The 16,943-nt window shown below is 67.8% G+C and carries 15 protein-coding genes; 6 read left to right on the top strand and 9 right to left on the bottom strand.

Annotation, left to right across the window (positions count from 1 at the left end):
- Positions 1-10: 10 nt before the first annotated feature.
- The 3 genes from ACFWZ1_RS05905 to ACFWZ1_RS05895 all read left to right on the top strand — a co-directional run bounded on the left by ACFWZ1_RS05905 (position 11) and on the right by ACFWZ1_RS05895 (position 4,511).
- The gene (locus ACFWZ1_RS05905) at positions 11-688 is read left to right on the top strand and encodes a Fe2+-dependent dioxygenase (RefSeq protein WP_231324599.1); all 678 of its coding nucleotides are present in this window, start codon (positions 11-13) and stop codon (positions 686-688) included.
- Positions 689-845: 157 nt separating this feature from the next.
- Positions 846-3,686 carry an RNA polymerase-associated protein RapA gene (rapA, locus tag ACFWZ1_RS05900; RefSeq protein ID WP_439665748.1) on the top strand — a complete coding sequence of 947 codons (2,841 nt, stop codon included), beginning with the start codon at positions 846-848 and terminating at the stop codon, positions 3,684-3,686.
- Between the two features lie 132 nt (positions 3,687-3,818).
- Positions 3,819-4,511 (top strand): aspartate/glutamate racemase family protein, encoded by a 693-nt coding sequence (locus ACFWZ1_RS05895; RefSeq protein WP_439665747.1) that lies wholly within the window; start codon positions 3,819-3,821, stop codon positions 4,509-4,511.
- A gap of 83 nt (positions 4,512-4,594) precedes the next feature.
- Here the strand turns inward: ACFWZ1_RS05895 and ACFWZ1_RS05890 are convergent, their stop codons facing one another.
- The 5 genes from ACFWZ1_RS05890 to ACFWZ1_RS05870 all read right to left on the bottom strand — a co-directional run bounded on the left by ACFWZ1_RS05890 (position 4,595) and on the right by ACFWZ1_RS05870 (position 9,850).
- Positions 4,595-5,956 carry an amino acid permease gene (locus tag ACFWZ1_RS05890; protein ID WP_439665746.1) on the bottom strand — a complete coding sequence of 454 codons (1,362 nt, stop codon included), beginning with the start codon at positions 5,954-5,956 and terminating at the stop codon, positions 4,595-4,597.
- 25 nt (positions 5,957-5,981) lie between these two features.
- Positions 5,982-6,632: a rhomboid family intramembrane serine protease gene (locus ACFWZ1_RS05885; RefSeq protein WP_439665745.1), complete on the bottom strand. Its 651-nt coding sequence runs from the start codon at positions 6,630-6,632 to the stop codon at positions 5,982-5,984.
- Between the two features lie 266 nt (positions 6,633-6,898).
- Complete coding sequence (locus tag ACFWZ1_RS05880; protein WP_439665744.1) at positions 6,899-7,525, bottom strand: C40 family peptidase; 627 nt, start codon at positions 7,523-7,525, stop codon at positions 6,899-6,901.
- A gap of 194 nt (positions 7,526-7,719) precedes the next feature.
- Entirely contained in the window at positions 7,720-8,412 is a 693-nt protein-coding gene (locus ACFWZ1_RS05875) for a YggS family pyridoxal phosphate-dependent enzyme (RefSeq protein WP_439665743.1), read from the bottom strand.
- Between the two features lie 4 nt (positions 8,413-8,416).
- Positions 8,417-9,850, bottom strand: coding sequence for a M20 family metallopeptidase (locus tag ACFWZ1_RS05870; protein WP_439665742.1), 1,434 nt, complete (start codon positions 9,848-9,850; stop codon positions 8,417-8,419).
- Between the two features lie 218 nt (positions 9,851-10,068).
- Between ACFWZ1_RS05870 and ACFWZ1_RS05865 the strand changes: the two genes are divergently transcribed.
- The 3 genes from ACFWZ1_RS05865 to ACFWZ1_RS05855 all read left to right on the top strand — a co-directional run bounded on the left by ACFWZ1_RS05865 (position 10,069) and on the right by ACFWZ1_RS05855 (position 11,681).
- Complete coding sequence (locus ACFWZ1_RS05865) at positions 10,069-10,416, top strand: ComEA family DNA-binding protein (protein ID WP_439665741.1); 348 nt, start codon at positions 10,069-10,071, stop codon at positions 10,414-10,416.
- 252 nt (positions 10,417-10,668) lie between these two features.
- Positions 10,669-11,121: an SET domain-containing protein-lysine N-methyltransferase gene (locus tag ACFWZ1_RS05860; protein ID WP_231324587.1), complete on the top strand. Its 453-nt coding sequence runs from the start codon at positions 10,669-10,671 to the stop codon at positions 11,119-11,121.
- 20 nt (positions 11,122-11,141) lie between these two features.
- Positions 11,142-11,681: a GNAT family N-acetyltransferase gene (locus tag ACFWZ1_RS05855; RefSeq protein WP_439665740.1), complete on the top strand. Its 540-nt coding sequence runs from the start codon at positions 11,142-11,144 to the stop codon at positions 11,679-11,681.
- A gap of 178 nt (positions 11,682-11,859) precedes the next feature.
- Here ACFWZ1_RS05855 and motB read toward each other — a convergent pair whose 3' ends face one another.
- From motB to secD, 4 genes are all read right to left on the bottom strand, one after another.
- Positions 11,860-12,927, bottom strand: a complete 1,068-nt coding sequence (gene motB, locus ACFWZ1_RS05850; RefSeq protein ID WP_439665739.1) for a flagellar motor protein MotB — start codon at positions 12,925-12,927, stop codon at positions 11,860-11,862.
- Positions 12,924-13,793, bottom strand: coding sequence for a flagellar motor stator protein MotA (gene motA / locus ACFWZ1_RS05845; protein ID WP_231324581.1), 870 nt, complete (start codon positions 13,791-13,793; stop codon positions 12,924-12,926). The genes motB and motA overlap by 4 nt, the downstream gene beginning before the upstream one ends.
- Positions 13,794-14,045: 252 nt before the next feature.
- Positions 14,046-15,020 carry a protein translocase subunit SecF gene (gene secF, locus ACFWZ1_RS05840; protein ID WP_231324579.1) on the bottom strand — a complete coding sequence of 325 codons (975 nt, stop codon included), beginning with the start codon at positions 15,018-15,020 and terminating at the stop codon, positions 14,046-14,048.
- 8 nt (positions 15,021-15,028) lie between these two features.
- Positions 15,029-16,909: a protein translocase subunit SecD gene (secD, locus tag ACFWZ1_RS05835; RefSeq protein WP_439665738.1), complete on the bottom strand. Its 1,881-nt coding sequence runs from the start codon at positions 16,907-16,909 to the stop codon at positions 15,029-15,031.
- Between the last annotated feature and the right edge of the window lie 34 nt (positions 16,910-16,943).

Raw genomic sequence — 16,943 nt, 5'->3', positions numbered from 1 at the left:
GGGCACCGCCATGCTGCTGCACATTCCCAACGTGCTGGATCGCGGGCAGGTCGCGCGCATGCGTGCGGCACTGGACGGCGCCACCTGGACGGACGGCCGCGAAACCGTCGGGCCGCAGGGCGCGAAGGTCAAGCGCAACCAGCAGCTGCCGGAAACCTCGCCGCTGCGGCGGGAGCTCGGTCGCGAGGTACTGGACGCGCTGGCGCGCCATCCGCTCTTCCACGCCGCGGTATTGCCGCAACGCGTGCTGCCGCCACGCTTCAACCGCTACGAGGGCGGCGGGCACTACGGCTCCCACGTGGACGGTGCGGTGATGGCCCTGCCCGACGGCGGCCAGCTGCGTTCGGACGTCTCGTGCACGCTTTTCCTCAGCGAGCCTGGGGAATACGACGGTGGCGAGCTCGTCATCAACGACCTCTACGGCGAGCACGAGGTCAAGCTTCCCGCGGGCGATGCCATCGTCTATCCGTCCAGCAGTCTGCATCGCGTGCAGCCGGTGACACGCGGCGCGCGCGTGGCGGCGTTCCTGTGGGCGCAAAGCCTGGTGCGCGACGATGCCCAGCGCCAGTTGCTGCTCGAACTGGACAGCTCGATCCAGCGCCTGACACAAAGCGGCGCCGACGCCGATGCGCTGCTGCAGCTCACCGGCGTCTATCACAACCTGCTGCGCCGCTGGTCCGAGACATGATCCCTTGCAGGAGCGCCCTTGGGCGCGACCGCGGGCATCCCTGCTGGCCATAACGTGGTCGCGCCGAAGGGTGCTCCTGCAAGAGCAATTGCGTGGCGGTTCCCTCTACACGGCGGGGAGCGGATAATCGGCGCCCCTTCTGCAACCCGGCAGCACGATGTTCGTACCTGGTCAACGCTGGATCTCCACCGCCGAACCCGAACTGGGCCTGGGCACCGTCCTGCGGGTGGAGGGCCGCGGCGTGCAGGTGCTCTTCGCCAAGGCCGGCGTGCTGCGCCCCTACGCGGCCGACTCCGCGCCACTGGTACGCGCCGAATTCCGCCCCGGCCAGCGCGTGGCTGGCAAGGGCCTGGCCTTCCTGGTCGAGCGGGTGGAGATCAAGGAAGACCTCCTGATCTACCGCGGCGAGGGCCGCGAGCTGCACGAAGGCCAGCTCGATGACGAGCAGAGCGTGAGCCAGGCCGACGATCGCCTGGTCGGCGGACGCACGGATACCGTGGCGCAATTCGACCTGCGCCTCGAGGGCCTGCGCCGCCGCGCCCAAGCGCGCCGCTCGCCGACCTGGGGCCTGGAAGCATCACGCATCGGCCTGGTGCCTCACCAGCTGCGCGTTGCCGGCATCGCCGCTTCGCGCCGCCCGCCTCGCGTGCTGCTGGCCGATGAAGTGGGTCTGGGAAAAACCATCGAGGCGGGCATGATCCTCGCCCGCCAGCTCGCCACCGGCCGCGCCTCGCGCGTGCTGGTGTTGCTGCCGGACACGCTCGTGTACCAGTGGTTCGTCGAGCTGTTGCGCCGCTTCAACCTGAGCTTCGCGATCTATGACGAGGAACGCTGCGAGGCGCTGGAGCAGTCCGGCGACGGGCGCAATCCGTTCGAGGACGAGCAACTGGTCATCGCCGACTTCCGCTTCCTGGAGGAAAACCCCAAGCGCGCTAGAGAGCTGGTGGAAGCGGAGTGGGACCTGCTGATCGTCGACGAAGCGCACCACCTGGCCTGGACGCCCGATGCGGCCAGCCCGCGCTACACGCTGGTCGAACAGCTGGCGGCAAAGACGCCTGGCGTGATTCTGCTTACCGCCACGCCCGAGCAGCTCGGCCGCAGTGGCCACTTCGCCCGCCTGCGCCTGCTCGATCCGCAGCGCTACCACGATCTGGACGTCTATCTGGCCGAAGCCGAGCGCTTCCAGGCGCTCTCGCCGATTGCAGACCGACTGCAATCCGGCGAGCCGCTCGACGACGCCCAGCGCGACGCACTGCGCGAGATCTTCGCCGGCGACGCGGGCCTGCTCGCGCAGCTCGATGGCACCGGCACGCCGGCTTCCGCGCGCGACCTGCTCGACGCATTGATCGACCGCCATGGCACCGGCCGCGCGATGTTTCGCAATCGCCGCGCCGGCATCGGCGGCTTCCCGCGCCGCCTGCCCGAATGGCAACTGATCGATGCCGACGCGCTGGACGAGAACGCCCGCCAGGTGCTGCTGGCCGAATTCCACGCCGACATCCAGCAGCCGGCGCCGGCGCTCGAACTGGACTACGCGAACGACCCCCGCCTGGAGGCCCTGGTAACCCTCCTCGACGCACACCCGCAGGACAAGTTCCTGCTGATCTGCCGCAGCCAGGCCAAGGTCCTGGCGCTGGAGGAAGCGCTGCGTACCCGCACCGGCGCGGGCATCGCGCGCTTCCATGAAGGCCTGGGCATCGTGCAGCGCGACCGCAACGCCGCCTACTTCGCGCAGCCCGATGGCGCGCGCCTGCTGCTCTGTTCGGAGATCGGTTCGGAAGGGCGCAACTTCCAGTTCGCGCACCGGTTGATCCTGTGGGACCTGCCGCTGGATCCGGACCTGCTCGAACAGCGCATCGGCCGCCTGGACCGCATCGGCCAGGTCCACGACATCGCCATCCACATCCTCGCCGTCCAGGACAGTGCGCAACACGTACTCGCGCGCTGGTACGACGAGGGCATCGATGCGTTCCGTTCCAGCCCCGCCGACGGGCGCGAGCTGCTGCGCCGCTACGGCGAGCCGCTGGTGCAACTGGCCGCCGAACATGCGCGCAACGCCGACAGCCGCGACCAGGAACTGGATGCGCTGATCGCCGACACCCGCGCCACGCACGAGGAACTGGCCGCGCTGATCCGCGCCGGCCGCGACCATCTGCTGGAACTGGCCGCCAGCCGCGACCCGCATGCCGACGAACTGGGCCAGGCCTTCCGCCGCGAGGATGTCGACCCCTCGCGCGACGCCTACGTGCAACGCCTGCTGGAGGCCTTCGGCATCCACGCCGAGGAATTGGGCGGCAACGTGCTGCTGCTCGACCCGCAATACCTTTCCACCGACGCCCTGCCCGGCTTTGCCGAAGGTCCGGTGTCGGCGACCTTCGCCCGCGACGTGGCGCTGGCGCGCGAGGAGCTTCCGCTGCTGCGGTTCGACCATCCGCTGGTGCAGGGCGCGCTGGACCTCGCGCTTTCGGGCGAACAGGGCAACGCCGCGTTCATGGTCGACGACGCGCTGCCACCGCGCAGCGCGCTGCTCCAGGCCGTGTTCCTGCTCGAATGCGTGGCCGACCGGGCGCTGGACGCCGAGCGCTTCCTGCCCGCGTTGCCGCTGGTGGTCACGATCGACACGCGACTGGCCGAGCGCGCCGGCTTCGAACCCAGCGAAGCGGCCGTGCGCAAGGCGGCCGACCGCAACATCGAGGTGCCGCGCTACCGCAAGTTCCTCGCCAAGCTCGTGCCGCCGATGCTCGAGAAAGCCGAGGCCATCGCCGGCCAGCGGGCGCAGGAGCACATCGCCGAAGCCGTCGCCCAGGCAACCGCCGAACTGGATGCCGAGCTGGCCCGCCTGCGCGCACTGCGGGAGGTCAACCCGTCGATCAATCCGGCGGAAATCGCCACCCTTGCCGCCGAACGCCAGGCCCTGCTCGGCGCGCTGCCACAATCGCGCCTGCGCCTGGACGCCGTCCGCTTCGTCGCCAGCCCGGACTTCCTCGCCCTGCGCTGATCCGTTCGGCGGGACATCCTGTAGGAGCGCACCCGTGCGTGACCGCCATCCATCCCGGTGCGCTCCTGCAGGTAGGCGGCGTCGTTGGGCGCCGCGCACGTACACTGCCCGCTCCATCCGGAGGAAGACCGCATGCGCACCATCGGCCTGATCGGCGGCATGAGCTGGGAATCGACCGTCGAGTACTACCGCCTGATCAACCGCGGCGTACGCGACCGCCTGGGTGCGCTTCATTCCGCGCGCCTGCTGCTGGACAGCCTGGACTTTTCCGTCATCGCCGCCTGCCAGCGCGCCGGCGACTGGGACGGCGCCGGCGCGCTGCTGGCCGAGTCCGCGCGCCGCCTGCAAGCCGGTGGCGCCGATTGCCTCCTGATCGGAGCCAACACCATGCATATCGTGGCCGACGTGGTGGCGGCGGCCACGCCGCTGCCGCTGCTGCACATCGTGGACGCCACCGGCCGCGCGATCCGCGCACAGGGGCTGGATACCGTGCTGCTGCTCGGCACCGCCTTCACCATGGAACAGCCGTTCTTCCGCGAACGCATGCAGCGCGACCACGGCGTGCGTTGCCTGGTGCCCGGACCCGAGGAACGGGCCGAGCTACACCGGGTGATCTACGAGGAACTCTGCGCCGGCCAGTTCCGCCCGCAGGCACGGGCATACCTGCTGCAACTCGTTGCGGACGGCGTCCGCGCCGGCGCGCAGGGCGCGATCCTCGGATGCACCGAGCTGGGTCTGCTGCTGGGCAACGCCGACGCGGGCGTTCCGGTGTTCGACACCGCGGCGCTGCATGCGGCCGCGGCGGTGGAGTTCGCGCTCGGCTGACCCGCAGGTGGGCTCAGCCCACCTCCATTTCGCAAGCTTGCTGGTGGGCTGAAGCCCACCCTGCCCTGGATCACGGGTTTGTGTCAGACCGTCACGAGCGCCGAGCGCATGCGCCGGCCTATGCCGAAACCCCAGTACGCCAGGGTCAGCAAGGCCACCCAGCCCGCGCCGACGTAGAGCGCCACGCGCGTATCGGGGCTGTAGCCGAGCATCACCAGCACGAACGCCAGGAAGGCCAGCGCCAACAGGCTGGAGAACGGCCACAGGCGAAGCCGGAACGGCAACGGTTCGGGCTGGCGGCGATGGAAGACCCAGTGCGCCACCAGCACGGTGCCCCAGGTCCACACGGTGTTGAACGCCAGGATCGACATGATCATGCCGAAGATGCGCTCGGGCACCAGGTAGTTCATCAGCACGCCAAGCAACAGGAAGAAGATCGTCACCAGCACGCCGCGAACCGGCACGCCGCTCGCGCTCAGGTTCCCCATCGCGGCCGGCGCCTGGCCCTTGGTTGCCAGGCTGTGCAACATGCGGCTGCCGCTGAAGGTGGTCGAGTTGAAGCTCGACAGCGCGGCGGTAATCACCACGAAGTTGATCAGCCCCGCCGCCTGCGGAATACCCAGCTTGGCGAAGGTGGTAACGAACGGGCTGCCCTGCGTGCCGAGCTCGTTCCAGGGGTAGATCGCCATGATCACGAACAGCGAGCCGATGTAGAAAATCAGGATGCGCCAGATCACGGAATTAACCGCCCGGGGGATCGTGCGCTCCGGATGCGCGGCCTCGGCGGCAGCCATGCCGATCGTCTCGATGCCGCCGAAGGAGAACACCAGCACCGGCAGCGCAAGCACCATGCCGGTGAAGCCGTTGGGGAACCAGCCGCCGTGGGTCCAGAGGTTGGAAATGCCCACCGGCTGCCCGCCGTTGCCCCAACCCAGCCAGATGATCCCGAAGCCGCCCAGGATCATCAGCACCACGGTGAGCACCTTGATCAGCGCGAACCAGAATTCCATCTCGCCATAGACCTTTACCGCCATCAGGTTCAGGCCGCCGATCATCACCACGGAAGCGAACGCCCAGATCCATTGCGGCAGCTCGGGGAACCAGTCCTTCATGTAGATGCCCACCGCCGTGCTCTCGGCGATGCCCACGCCCATCATCAGCACCCAGTAGTTCCAGCCGGTCAGGTACCCGGCGTAAGGTCCCAGATACTTGTGCGCGTAGGCGCTGAAGGAACCGGCGATCGGCTCGTGCGCGGCCATCTCGCCCAGCGCTCGCATGATCACGAAGATCATCGCGCCGCCGAACAGATAGGCGATCAGCACCGACGGCCCGGCCAGCTTGATGGTGCTGGCCGAGCCCAGGAACAGGCCCGCGCCGATGCACATGCCAAGGGCCATGAAGGTGATGTGGCGCGGCGTGAGCTGCCGCTGCAGATGTTCGCTCATGTGGGGCCCGTCAGGAAAAGGAAGGTCAACGCATCAACCGGCGCCGGGGTTTGATCGGCAGCCGCCCGCGCCAGTACTCGATCAGTATGTAGCCGCCTAGCATGCCACCGAGATGGGCGAAATGGGCCACGCCTGCCTGCGTGCCGGTCACGCCCAGGAACAGCTCGATCACGGCGTAGCCGGTCACGAACAGCCAGGCCGGCATCGGCACGGGCAGGAAGATCAACATCATCTTCTCGTGCGGATACATCATGCCGAACGCCAGCAGCAGGCCGAAGATGGCGCCCGATGCACCCAGCGTCGGATAAAAGCCATGGGTGAACCATTGGACGACGATCAGCTGCGCCAGCGCCGCGACGATCAGGCACACGAAGTAGTAGAGCAGGAACTCGCGACCGCCGAACAGCCGCTCGATGGGCCCGCCGAACATGTACAGCGCGAGCATGTTGAAGGCGATGTGCTCCAGGCCACCGTGCATGAACGCGTAGCTCACCAGCTGCCACGGCCGGAAACCGATCGCGACCATGCCCTCGGGCGTGGGCAGGAAATGATCCGGACCCCACGGCCACAGCGCGAAGTGCATGACGAGCACGTCCCCCAGCAGCATTTGCAGCAGGTAGACGGCGACGTTGGCGATGAGCAGATTGCGGGTGACGGGCGGGAGTTGGAAAGGCATGGTCGATCCGGTGAGAACCTCGCGAGGGTAGCGCAAACACGATTGCGCAAGGCAAGACCGTCGGGCACCTGGGGCGCTTCGATGCCGCCCTGCGGCCTGCGCTCACCCAGGAACTGGAATGAAAGGATCGGTGCGCCACCAAACCCGGACGCTCGCGCTGCAGGCCGCAGGCCGGAATGGAAGGATGCGCCGGGATCGGGGCCTAGCCATGAAAAAAGGCCGCCTGTTGGCGGCCCGACTGCGGAAACCCCCGTGGTGTTTCCCCTTCAACCGTTCTGCGCGATGCCTTCGGGACGGCGCGCGCCGGCGAACCGCTTGGACCAGTAAGCCTCATCGAGGCTGGAAACCTCCACCGACTTGCCCGCCGAGGGCGAGTGGATGAAACGTCCGTTGTCCAGGTAGATGCCCACGTGCGAGATGCGCTTCTTGCCGCGGGTGTGGAAGAAGACCAAGTCGCCGGGCTGCATGTCGCCGCGCTTGACCTTGGCGCCGGCCAGGAACTGCCGGGCCGAATTGGCCGGCAGGCGCAGGCCGATCGCGTGCGCGAACACGTAGCGGACGAAGCCGCTGCAATCGAACCCGGTGCTCGGCGAGTGACCGCCACGGACGTAGCGGATGTCGCGAAGCTGCATCGCCAGCGCGACCAGCGCCTGGCGCAGGCGGGAAGCCTCGTCGGCCGGACCCTCATCCGTCGTCGACGCCGCCACCAGCGCGGCCGGATCGGCTGGCAGCGTAGCGTTGGCCAGCGCCGGCGCCAGGTTGGCAAGCGGCAACGGAGCCAGCAGCGGCGCGACAGCGGGCGTCGGGACGGTGCGTTCGACGGCATGGGCAGGCGCGATCGCAAGCAACGCGGCAAACAAGGCGGCGGTTGCGATCAGGCGCTGGAAGGGCATGCGGGAAAATCCCTTTGCAGGTCGGGGCTTGGCCATGGCCGCCGCGGCGGTATGGCGAGGGATCCGACGTTAGCAAAGGGCCCTGGCCTGGATGTTCGATTGACGTTAAGTAGACCCCGGCGTTTCGAAACGTTCACGCAGCGGTGTGATTGGGAGCACAGGAGGCAGGCAGGCGCCTGATCCCCTGGCGGGCTTCACCGGCGACCGAAGATCGCGGTACCGATCCGCACTTCGGTAGCGCCCTCGGCGATCGCCAGCGGGAAGTCCCCGCTCATGCCCATGGACAGGCGCGGCAGTGCATGTCCATGCCCCACCGCGGCATCGCGCAGTTCGCGCAACTGTCGGAAACAGGCACGCACCGCCTCGGCATCGTCCGATTGCACGGCCATGGTCATCAGCCCGCGCACGCGCAGCGTGGAGTAGTGGCTCAGGCGATCGAGGAACGCCGGCAGTTCCTCCGGCGGCAGGCCGTGCTTGCTTTCCTCCGGCGAGGTCTTGACCTGCACGAGCACGTCGAGGGTGCGGCCTTCGGTCTCCAGGCGCCGATGCAACGCCTCCGCCAGCTCGAGCCGGTCCAGCGATTGCACCTCGCTCGCCAGCCGCGCCACGTCTTTGGCCTTGTTGGTCTGAAGGTGGCCGATCAGCACCCATTCCAGCGGGAGGTCGGCCAGCGCGGCGCTCTTCTCGCGCAGCTCCTGCACCTTGTTCTCGCCAAAGCGATTGAGGCCGAGCGCTGCCCCCTCGCGCACCACTTCCGGCCCGAAGGTCTTGCTGACCGGAAGCACGGTGACCTCCGCCGGATCGCGGCCCGCCGCGCGACAGGCCGCGTCCACGCGCGCGCGGACCTCGGCCCAGCGGGCGGCGAGCGTGTCGGCCGGCCCGCTCATGGGCTCAGCCCTTGCGGGCCTGCTCGCCGTGGCGGGCGACGACCTCGGCCACCACCATGCTCACCTTCTTGCCGGTGGGGATGTGCAGGAACTCGTTCGGGCCGTGCGCATTGGAATGCGGGCCCAGCACGCCGGTGATCAGGAACTGCGCCTGCGGGAACTTCTCGCCCAGCATGCCCATGAACGGAATGGAGCCGCCCTCGCCCATGTATGCGGCGGGGGCGCCGAAATAGTGCTCGGAAGCCTCGGCCACCGCCTTTTCGAGCCACGCCGACAGCTGCGGCGCGTTCCAGCCGCTGCCGTCCTTCTCCAGCTTGAAAGTGACCTTGGCGCCGTAGGGCGGATCCTTCTCCAGCAGCTCCTTGAGGAACTTGCCGGCCTTGGCGCCGTTGAGCGTCGGCGGCACGCGCAGGCTGAGCTTGACCGCGGTGAACGGGCGCAACACGTTGCCCGCGCTCTCCAGCGCGGGCATGCCGCCCACGCCGGTCACCGCCAGCTGCGGACGCCAGGTGCGGTTGAGCACCAGCTCGACCAGATCCTTGGTCACCGGCTGCATGCCCTCGACGAACGGGAACTTGTCGTACACCGCCTCGCCCAGAACCTCGGTGGATCGGCGTGCCTGCTCGATGCGCTGCGGCGGGACCTCCACGTAGAGCTCTTCCGGCTTGATCCTGCCGGTGGCCGGATCTTCCAGCCGCGAGAGGATCTCGCGCAGGATGCGGAAGCTCGAGGGCACCACGCCCGAAGCGTCGCCCGAGTGCACGCCCTCCTCCAGCACCTGCACGGTCAGCTCGCCGCCGGTCATGCCGCGCAGCGAGGTGGTCAGCCATAGCTGGTCGTAGTTGCCGCAGCCCGAATCCAGGCAGACCACCAGCGAAGGATTGCCGATGCGCGCGGAAAGGTGGTCCACGTAATGGGGCAGGTCGTAGCTGCCCGATTCCTCGCACGCCTCGATCATGATCACGCAGCGCGCGTGCGGCACGCCCTGCTCGGCCAGCGCCAGCAGCGCCGACAGCGAACCGAACATCGCATAGCCGTCGTCGGCACCGCCGCGGCCGTAGAGCTTGTCGCCCTTGATCACCGGCGTCCACGGGCCCAGGCCCTCGGCCCACCCGGTCATTTCCGGTTGCTTGTCGAGGTGGCCGTAGAGCACCACGGTGTCCTGGCAATCGGCCAGCGTGGCTGGTACGTCGATGTAGATCAGCGGCGTGCGCCCCGGCAACCGCACCACTTCGAGCGTGGCGCCCTTGAGCGAGGCCAGCTTGCCGCGCGCCCAGCGCTCCAGCAGGGCCACCGCCTGGTCCATGTAGCCGTGCTCGACCCATTTGGCGTCGAACATGGGCGACTTGTTGGGGATGCGGATGTACTCGACAAGCTGCGGCACGATCTCGTCGTCCCACAAACCACCGATGAAGCCGGACAGGCGTGCGGTATCCATGGGCGAGACTCCTTAAATGCATGCGGGAAGCCCTCTAGTGTACCAGCGGCACCGGAACCGCCCGTCAGGGCCCACACGGCGTCGGCTACCGCCCACAGGGGCCGGCGACCGAGCCTGCCCGGCCGCGTGGCCCCCGGCCGACTGTGGCCGCTCCCGCCCGCGGCCACACTTGCCGGACGGCAACGGTGCCGTCCAACGCATCCCAGGGAGGGAAAACCATGCAGTCGAAGTTCCGCCAGCTGCTCGTCGCACTCGCCGTCGCGGCCTCGTTCGCGCTGCCGGCGTTCGCCGCCACGCCGGTAAACGTCAACAAGGCCGATGCCACAACCATCGCCAAGTCGCTGGATGGCATCGGCCAGTCCAAGGCGCAGGCGATCGTCGCCTGGCGCCAGGCGCACGGTCCGTTCAAGCGCGTGGAAGACCTGGCCCAGGTCAAGGGCATCGGCAAGGGCACACTCGAGCGCAACCACGACGCCATCCGCTTCAGTGGCGACCTGCCGCCGCCGAAGTCGGCCCCGGCGAAGAAGAGCGTGCACCACAAGGCCAAGGCCGTCGCCAAGGGCTGATTGCCGGCGCGGTCTTCCACCGACTCCCCGGGGAACCGTCCCGGGGAAAGGCTGGGCAAAGCGGGCTCACGCTCCCCGCCGTCGCCCCATTCCCGACCCTTTCGGGAGCGCGGAGCGCTCCTCCAGCCATGGCAGTGGCAGGTCACCGCCCAAGGATGGGCACCTGGTGGCCGCTGCCAGGTGGCCGGCTCGCAGGCAGCGCAACGTAGCCTGTGCGCTACACTCGCGCGCTTTCCACGTCGCCGGACCACCATGATCCTTCCGCGCTATCGCATTGCCGCTTCCACCATCGGCGGCGCCGGCAAGGGCCTGTTCCTTGAAGAGGACGTGGCCGCGGGGCGCATCGTCACCGCACCGGATGCGATCGACCGCACATGGAGTGCCGCCGACCTGGCCGCTCGGCCGGAGATGGCCTACGCCAGCGCGCGCTGGTTCGAGGACCGCTATACGTTGTCGCCCGATTGGCCGGACGAGTGCTACATCAACCACAGTTTCGAGCCCACCGGCCTGTGGCACCTGGGCTTCGTGTTCGCATGGGCCGACCTGCCCGCCGGCACCGAGCTCACCGTGGACTACCGCCATTTGCTGCCACCAGGCCAGGCGGAGGACTTTATCGACACGGCCACCGGTGAGAAGATCGTCGGGTACGACTGGGCCGAGAGCCTGGCCTCAAGTACACGTGCGCTGAGCCGATTGCTCAAGTAACGGCCGCTGCTCCAACGACGATGTCCGATATTCCCACCCTCGAAACGCCGCGCCTGCGCCTGACCGCGCTGGCTGCGCGCCACTTCGACGACTACGCCCTCATGCTCGCCGACCCGGACAGCACCCGCTGGATCGGCGATGGCCAGCCGCTGGACCGTACCAGCGCCTGGCGCTCGCTCGCCATGCTGCTGGGACATTGGGAATTGCGCGGCTGCGGCATGTGGGCGCTGGAGCTCAAGGACACGGGCCAGTTCATCGGCCGCGCCGGCCTGATGTATCCGGAAGGCTGGCCCGACCTGGAACTGGGCTGGATGCTCAAGCCCGAATTCCGCCACCGGGGCTATGCCACCGAGGCCAGCCAGGCCATCCTCGAGTTCGCCTGGAACCAGTTGCACGCGGTCCGCGTGATCAGCCTGGTGCGCATCGGCAACGAGGCCTCCGACCGGGTGGCCGAGCGGCTGGGCGGCGAGCACATCGAGGACATGGACTTCTACGGCAGCCCGAACCACGTGTTCGCGTATTACCCGCCCTATCGCGAGTCGCGGCGGGCCTGGGCCTAGGCATCACTCGCCGGACGCGGGCGGCCTTGTCGGTGCGACCCCTGAATGTCTTGGAGCCTCTCGGTCAAGGAGAGGGTTGACCGGGGATGGGGTCCGTTCCCGCTGTCGCCGCGCGATTTTTGTCCTGGCGGAACGTCGCTCACAAGTGCGCTCCCAAGAGGTGGCGCCAGGGCGACGCCTAGCGGCCAGCAGGACGCAGCGTGGGCGGCACCGGCAACGCCGTGGCGGCGACCGGCGCAGCCGGCAGGGAGGCGCCGCCGGGCATGGTGACCTCGGGATGCGCGGAAACACGTATCGCATCGGTCGCCGGCGCGGGCGGCGCCTGCACCGAAGCGGTTGGTGGGTCCTGCGTGGGGCGGGTGTCGACCACATCCTGCGACAAGGCCGCCGCTTCGGCTTCCTTGGTCATCACGATGATGCTGATCCGCCGGTTGATCGGGTTGTCCGGGTGCGCCTTGTCCAGCGGCACCGAAGCCGCCAGACCGACCACACGCGCGGTCTTGCCCTTGGTCATGCCGCCTGCGAGCAACGCGCGCCTGGCGGCGTTGGCGCGGTCGGTGGAAAGCTCCCAATTGCTGTAGTCGCGCTCGTTGGCGTACGGCGCGTCATCGGTGTGTCCGGTGATGCTGATGCGGTTGGGCACGCGATTGATGAAGGTGCCGAGTTCACCCAGGATGGCGCGGGTGTAATCCTTCAACTGCGCGCTGCCCAGGTCGAACATCGGCCGGTTGAGCTTGTCCACGATCTGGATGCGCAGCCCTTCGGAGGTGATGTCCAGCAGCAGCTGGTCCTTGAATGGCGCCAGCGCCTGGCTGTTCTGGATCGCGGCATGCAACTGCTGCATCAGCTCCTGCAGCCGCGCTTTTTCCTGTTCGCGCGCGCGCTTTTCGAGCGCCTCCTTGGATACCGGCGCGGACGGACCATTGTGGCGATCCTTGCCGGGCCCGTGCGAGAGATCCATCGCGCCGCCCAGTTGTACCGCCGCGTCGCTGGCGCCGCCGGGGCCCATGCGCCCTGGCGGCGCAACGGTGGCGTTGCCCGGCGTCATGCTGGGATTGCGGAAGTATTCGGAGATCGCCGCCTTCTGCTCGCGCGTGCCGGCGCCCAGGATCCACATCACCAGGAAGAACGCCATCATCGCCGTGACGAAGTCGGCGTAGGCCACCTTCCAGGCGCCACCATGGTGGCCGTGCGCCTGTTTCCTCACCCGTTTGATGATGATGGGCGGGCCGCCTCCTTCGCTCATGCGCCGGCTCCGGCGCGGGCGCCCTTGAGGTGGTCCTCGAGATCCTGGAAATTGGGGCGCGAGTGCGCCGACAGCGCCTTGCGCGCGAACTCCACCGATACTTTCGGGTTGTAGCCGCGCAGATTGGCCATCAGCGCCACCTTGACGCACTCGAAAGCCTTGCCGTCCTCGCGCACGCGGCTTTCCATCGCCGCCGCGACCGGCCCGATGAAGCCGTAGCAGAGCAGGATGCCCAGGAAGGTACCGACCAGCGCGCCGGCAATGTGTTCGCCGATACGCGAGGTGTCCCCGCCCAGGTTGGACATGGTGGTGACGATACCCAGCACCGCCGCGACGATGCCAAAGCCCGGCAACGCGTCCGCCATCTTGGCCACTGCCTGCGCCGGCGCCTCCGCCTCGTGATGGTGGTTCTCGACCTCGGCGTCCAGCAAGGCTTCCAGCTCGTGCGGCTCCATGCTGCCGCCCACGATCAGGCGCAGGCAGTCGGTGATGAACTCGACCAGGTGGTGCTCGCGAAGCAGCCGCGGGTAGGCCGAGAACACCGCGCTCGACTGCGGGTCCTCGATGTGCGACTCCATCCCGAGCACGCCTTCCTTGCGCATGACGCCGAAGATGTCATACAGCAACGCCAGCAGGTCGACGTAGTCCTGCTTCTTGTAGTTGGGACCCTTCACCAGGGCCGCCGCCTCGCTCAGAGCCGCCTTGACGACCTTGCTGGAATTGGCCGTCAGGAAAGCGCCGATCGCGCCCCCGAAGATGATCAGCAGCTCGTAGGGTTGCCACAGCGCCAGCAGCTGTCCATGCGACATGACATAGCCGCCGAGCACGCAGCCGATGACGACCAACGTTCCAACCAGAACCAGCATTTCCCACTCCGGGCGCGCGACGCCTTCCAATCACTCCGGGTTATCGGTCGACCGAGGGAAAAATTGAACGGGCGAAGGTGCGGATGGGATCACCGTTGCCGCGTGCCCCAGGAGGAGCCTGCCATCCGCCCTCGGGCGCCTTCCCCCGCGCCGGCAGGGAAGTTGCCCGGATGGCGTTTTGGAGGCCAACCTCGCGACAAACCAACAAAAAGCCCGGCGCTGGCCGGGCTTTATTCGCGGGATGCGGGCAATTCAAGGCCGCCGGGCAAGCTCCGGGTTGTCCTTGGTCTGCGGCATCAGGTCCTTCTTGGACACGCCCAGCCACAGCAGGATCGGGCTGGCCACGAAGATCGAGGACAGCGTACCGACCACGATGCCGATCAGCATGGTGATGGCGAAGCCGTGCACCTGGGGACCGCCGATGAAGTAAAGCGCGGCCATCGTGATGCCGGTGAACAACGAGGTGATGATGGTTCGCGACAGCGTGGTGTTGATCGACCGGTTGAGGATCTCCTCCGGTTCGGCCTTGCGCGAGAGCCGGAACAGCTCGCGAATGCGGTCGAACACCACCACCTTGTCGTTGATCGAGTAGCCGATCACCGCCAGCACCGAGGCCAGCACGGTCAGGTCGAACTCGCGCTGCACCAGCGAGATCACGCCTAGGGTCACCAGCGTGTCGTGCACTTCGGTCAGTAGCGCGGCGATCGCGAAGCGGCGCTCGAAGCGGATCCACAGGTACACGCCGATGCCGATGATCACGAAGATCGCCGCGATCGAGCCGTCGCTCTTGAGCTCGTCGCCGACCTGCGGGCTGACGAAGCTGTGGCTGCTTTCCACCGCGTCGGGGCGCTCCTTCTTGAGCGCGGCCATCACGCTGGCGGCGACCTTGTCCGCACGCGCCGAGGCGCTCTCGCCAGGGCCCGCCGCGCCGTCCTTGCCGTCAGCCTTGGGCTGCAGACGGATCAGCACCTGGCGCGAACCACCCAGGCTCTGCACGACCGGGTTTTCGATGCCGGCCTCATCCAGCGCCGTGCGCACATCGCCGATGTCGATCGTGCGGTCGTACTTGACCTCGACCGAGATGCCGCCGGTGAAATCCAGGCCGTAGTTGAGGCCGCGGGTGAGCAGCAGGCCCACCGAGGCGATCATCAGCAGCGCCGCGATGACGATGCTGATCTTGCGCCAGTGCAGGAACGGGACGTTGCTGTTGTGGTTGAAGATTTCCATTGAGGTTCCTACACCGACAGCGTCTTGAGCTTGCGGTTGCCGTGGATCAGCGCGGTGATCGCGTGGGTCACGGTGACCGAGGTGAACATCGAGGTCAGGATGCCGATCAGCAGCGTCACGCCGAAGCCCTTGATCGGGCCCGAGCCCATGGTGGTGAGCGCCAGCGCCGCGATCAGGTGGGTGACGTTGGCGTCCAGGATGGTCGACCAGGCCTTGTCGTAGCCGGCGCGGATGGCCGCGTGCGGGCTGGAGCCATTGCGCAGTTCCTCGCGCACGCGTTCGCAGATCAGCACGTTGGCGTCGATCGCCATGCCGAGCGTCAGCACGATGCCGGCGATGCCCGGCATGGTCAGGGTCACGCCGATCATCGACATCACGGCGACCAGGATCACCAGGTTGAAGAACAGCGCGATATCGGCGACCAGGCCGAACAGGTGGTAGTAGATCGCCGCGGCCAGCAGCACCAGGCCCAGGCCCAGCAGCACCGCGCGCAGGCCCTTCTCGATGTTGTCCTGGCCCATGCTCGGGCCGATCACCGACTGCGAGGCGATGTTCATCGGCGCGGCCAGCGAGCCGCCCTTGAGCAGCAACGCCAGCTCGGAGGCTTCCTTCGGACTGTTCAGACCCGTGGTCTGGAACTGCTTGCCGAACACGCCCTGGATCGTCGCGTCGCTGATGACTTCCTGGGTAGTGTGCGGAATGTGCACTTCCTTGCCGTCGACGATCTTGGTGTCGTAGACGGTCTCCACGTACACCACCGCCATCGGCTTGCCGACGCTGGAGCTGGTGAAGTCGAGCATCTTCTTGGCGCCCGAGGCGCTCAGGGTCACGTCCACCTTTGGCGTGCCGCTTTGCTGGTCGACGCCGGAGGATGCGTCCACCAGTTCGTCGCCGGTGGCGATGATGCGCTTGCTGACCAGCACCGGCTGGTTGGTGCCACGCTGGTAGTAGAGATTGGCATCCGGCGGGACGTTGCCGGTGCGCGCGGCCTCGACGGCACGCGGGTCACCGGGGTAGCCGATGCCGGCACGGTATTCAAGCGTGGCGATCGCGCCGATCACCTTCTTTGCCTCGGCCGGATTCTGCACGCCGGCCAGCTCGACCACGATCTGGTCCTCGCCCTGCTGCTGGATCAGCGGCTCGGACACGCCCAGCGCGTTGATGCGGTTGCGCAGCGTGGCGGTGTTCTGGCGGATGGTGGCCAGCGCCAACTCGCGCAGCTTCTCGGGCTTGACCGAGGCGGTCAGCAGGAAGCGGTCGCCGGTGCTGGCGCCATCCTGCACCAGCAGGTCGGGATATTCGGTGGTGATCGCATCGGTGGCGGCGCTGCGGTCGGCGGCCGAGCGCAGCACCACGCCGATGCCCTGGCCGCGCTGGGCGTTGCGGGCGACCGACTCGTAGCGGATGTTCTTCTCGCGCAGCAGGCTGCGGATGTCGTCGGCATAGCGCTCTTCCTGCTTGTCGACGACGGCGTTCTGGTCCACCGCCATCAGGAAGTGCACGCCGCCCTGCAGGTCCAGGCCCAGCGGCATCGAGTTGGCGTGGATCGCGCGCAGCCAGCCGGGCACGGTCGAGGCGAGGTTGAGCGCCACGGTGTAGTTGTCGCCCAGCGCGCCCTTGACCACGTCGGCCGCCTTGGCCTGTACGTCGGCGTTGGGGAAGTCGGCCACCAGGTGGTCGCCCTCGATCGCCAGCCCGCTGTAGGACACCTTCTGCGCGGTCAGCGCGTCGGCGACCTTCTGCTTGACCGAGGCATCGAGCGGCGCGCCATGGGTGGCGAGCACCTGCACCGAGGGTACCGGCGGGAAGGCGTTGGGTAGCGCGTAGACGATGCCGAACAGCAATACCAACGCGACCAGCGCGTATTTCCAGCGTGGAAAGTCACTCATGCCTGGGAAGCCCGTTTCTTGTTACTTCGAAGGC

The organism is Frateuria sp. GZRe14 (assembly GCF_051900395.1).
GTDB classification, from domain to species: Bacteria; Pseudomonadota; Gammaproteobacteria; order Xanthomonadales; family Rhodanobacteraceae; genus Frateuria_A; species Frateuria_A edaphi.
This window is presented reverse-complemented; position numbering and strand designations above follow the sequence as displayed.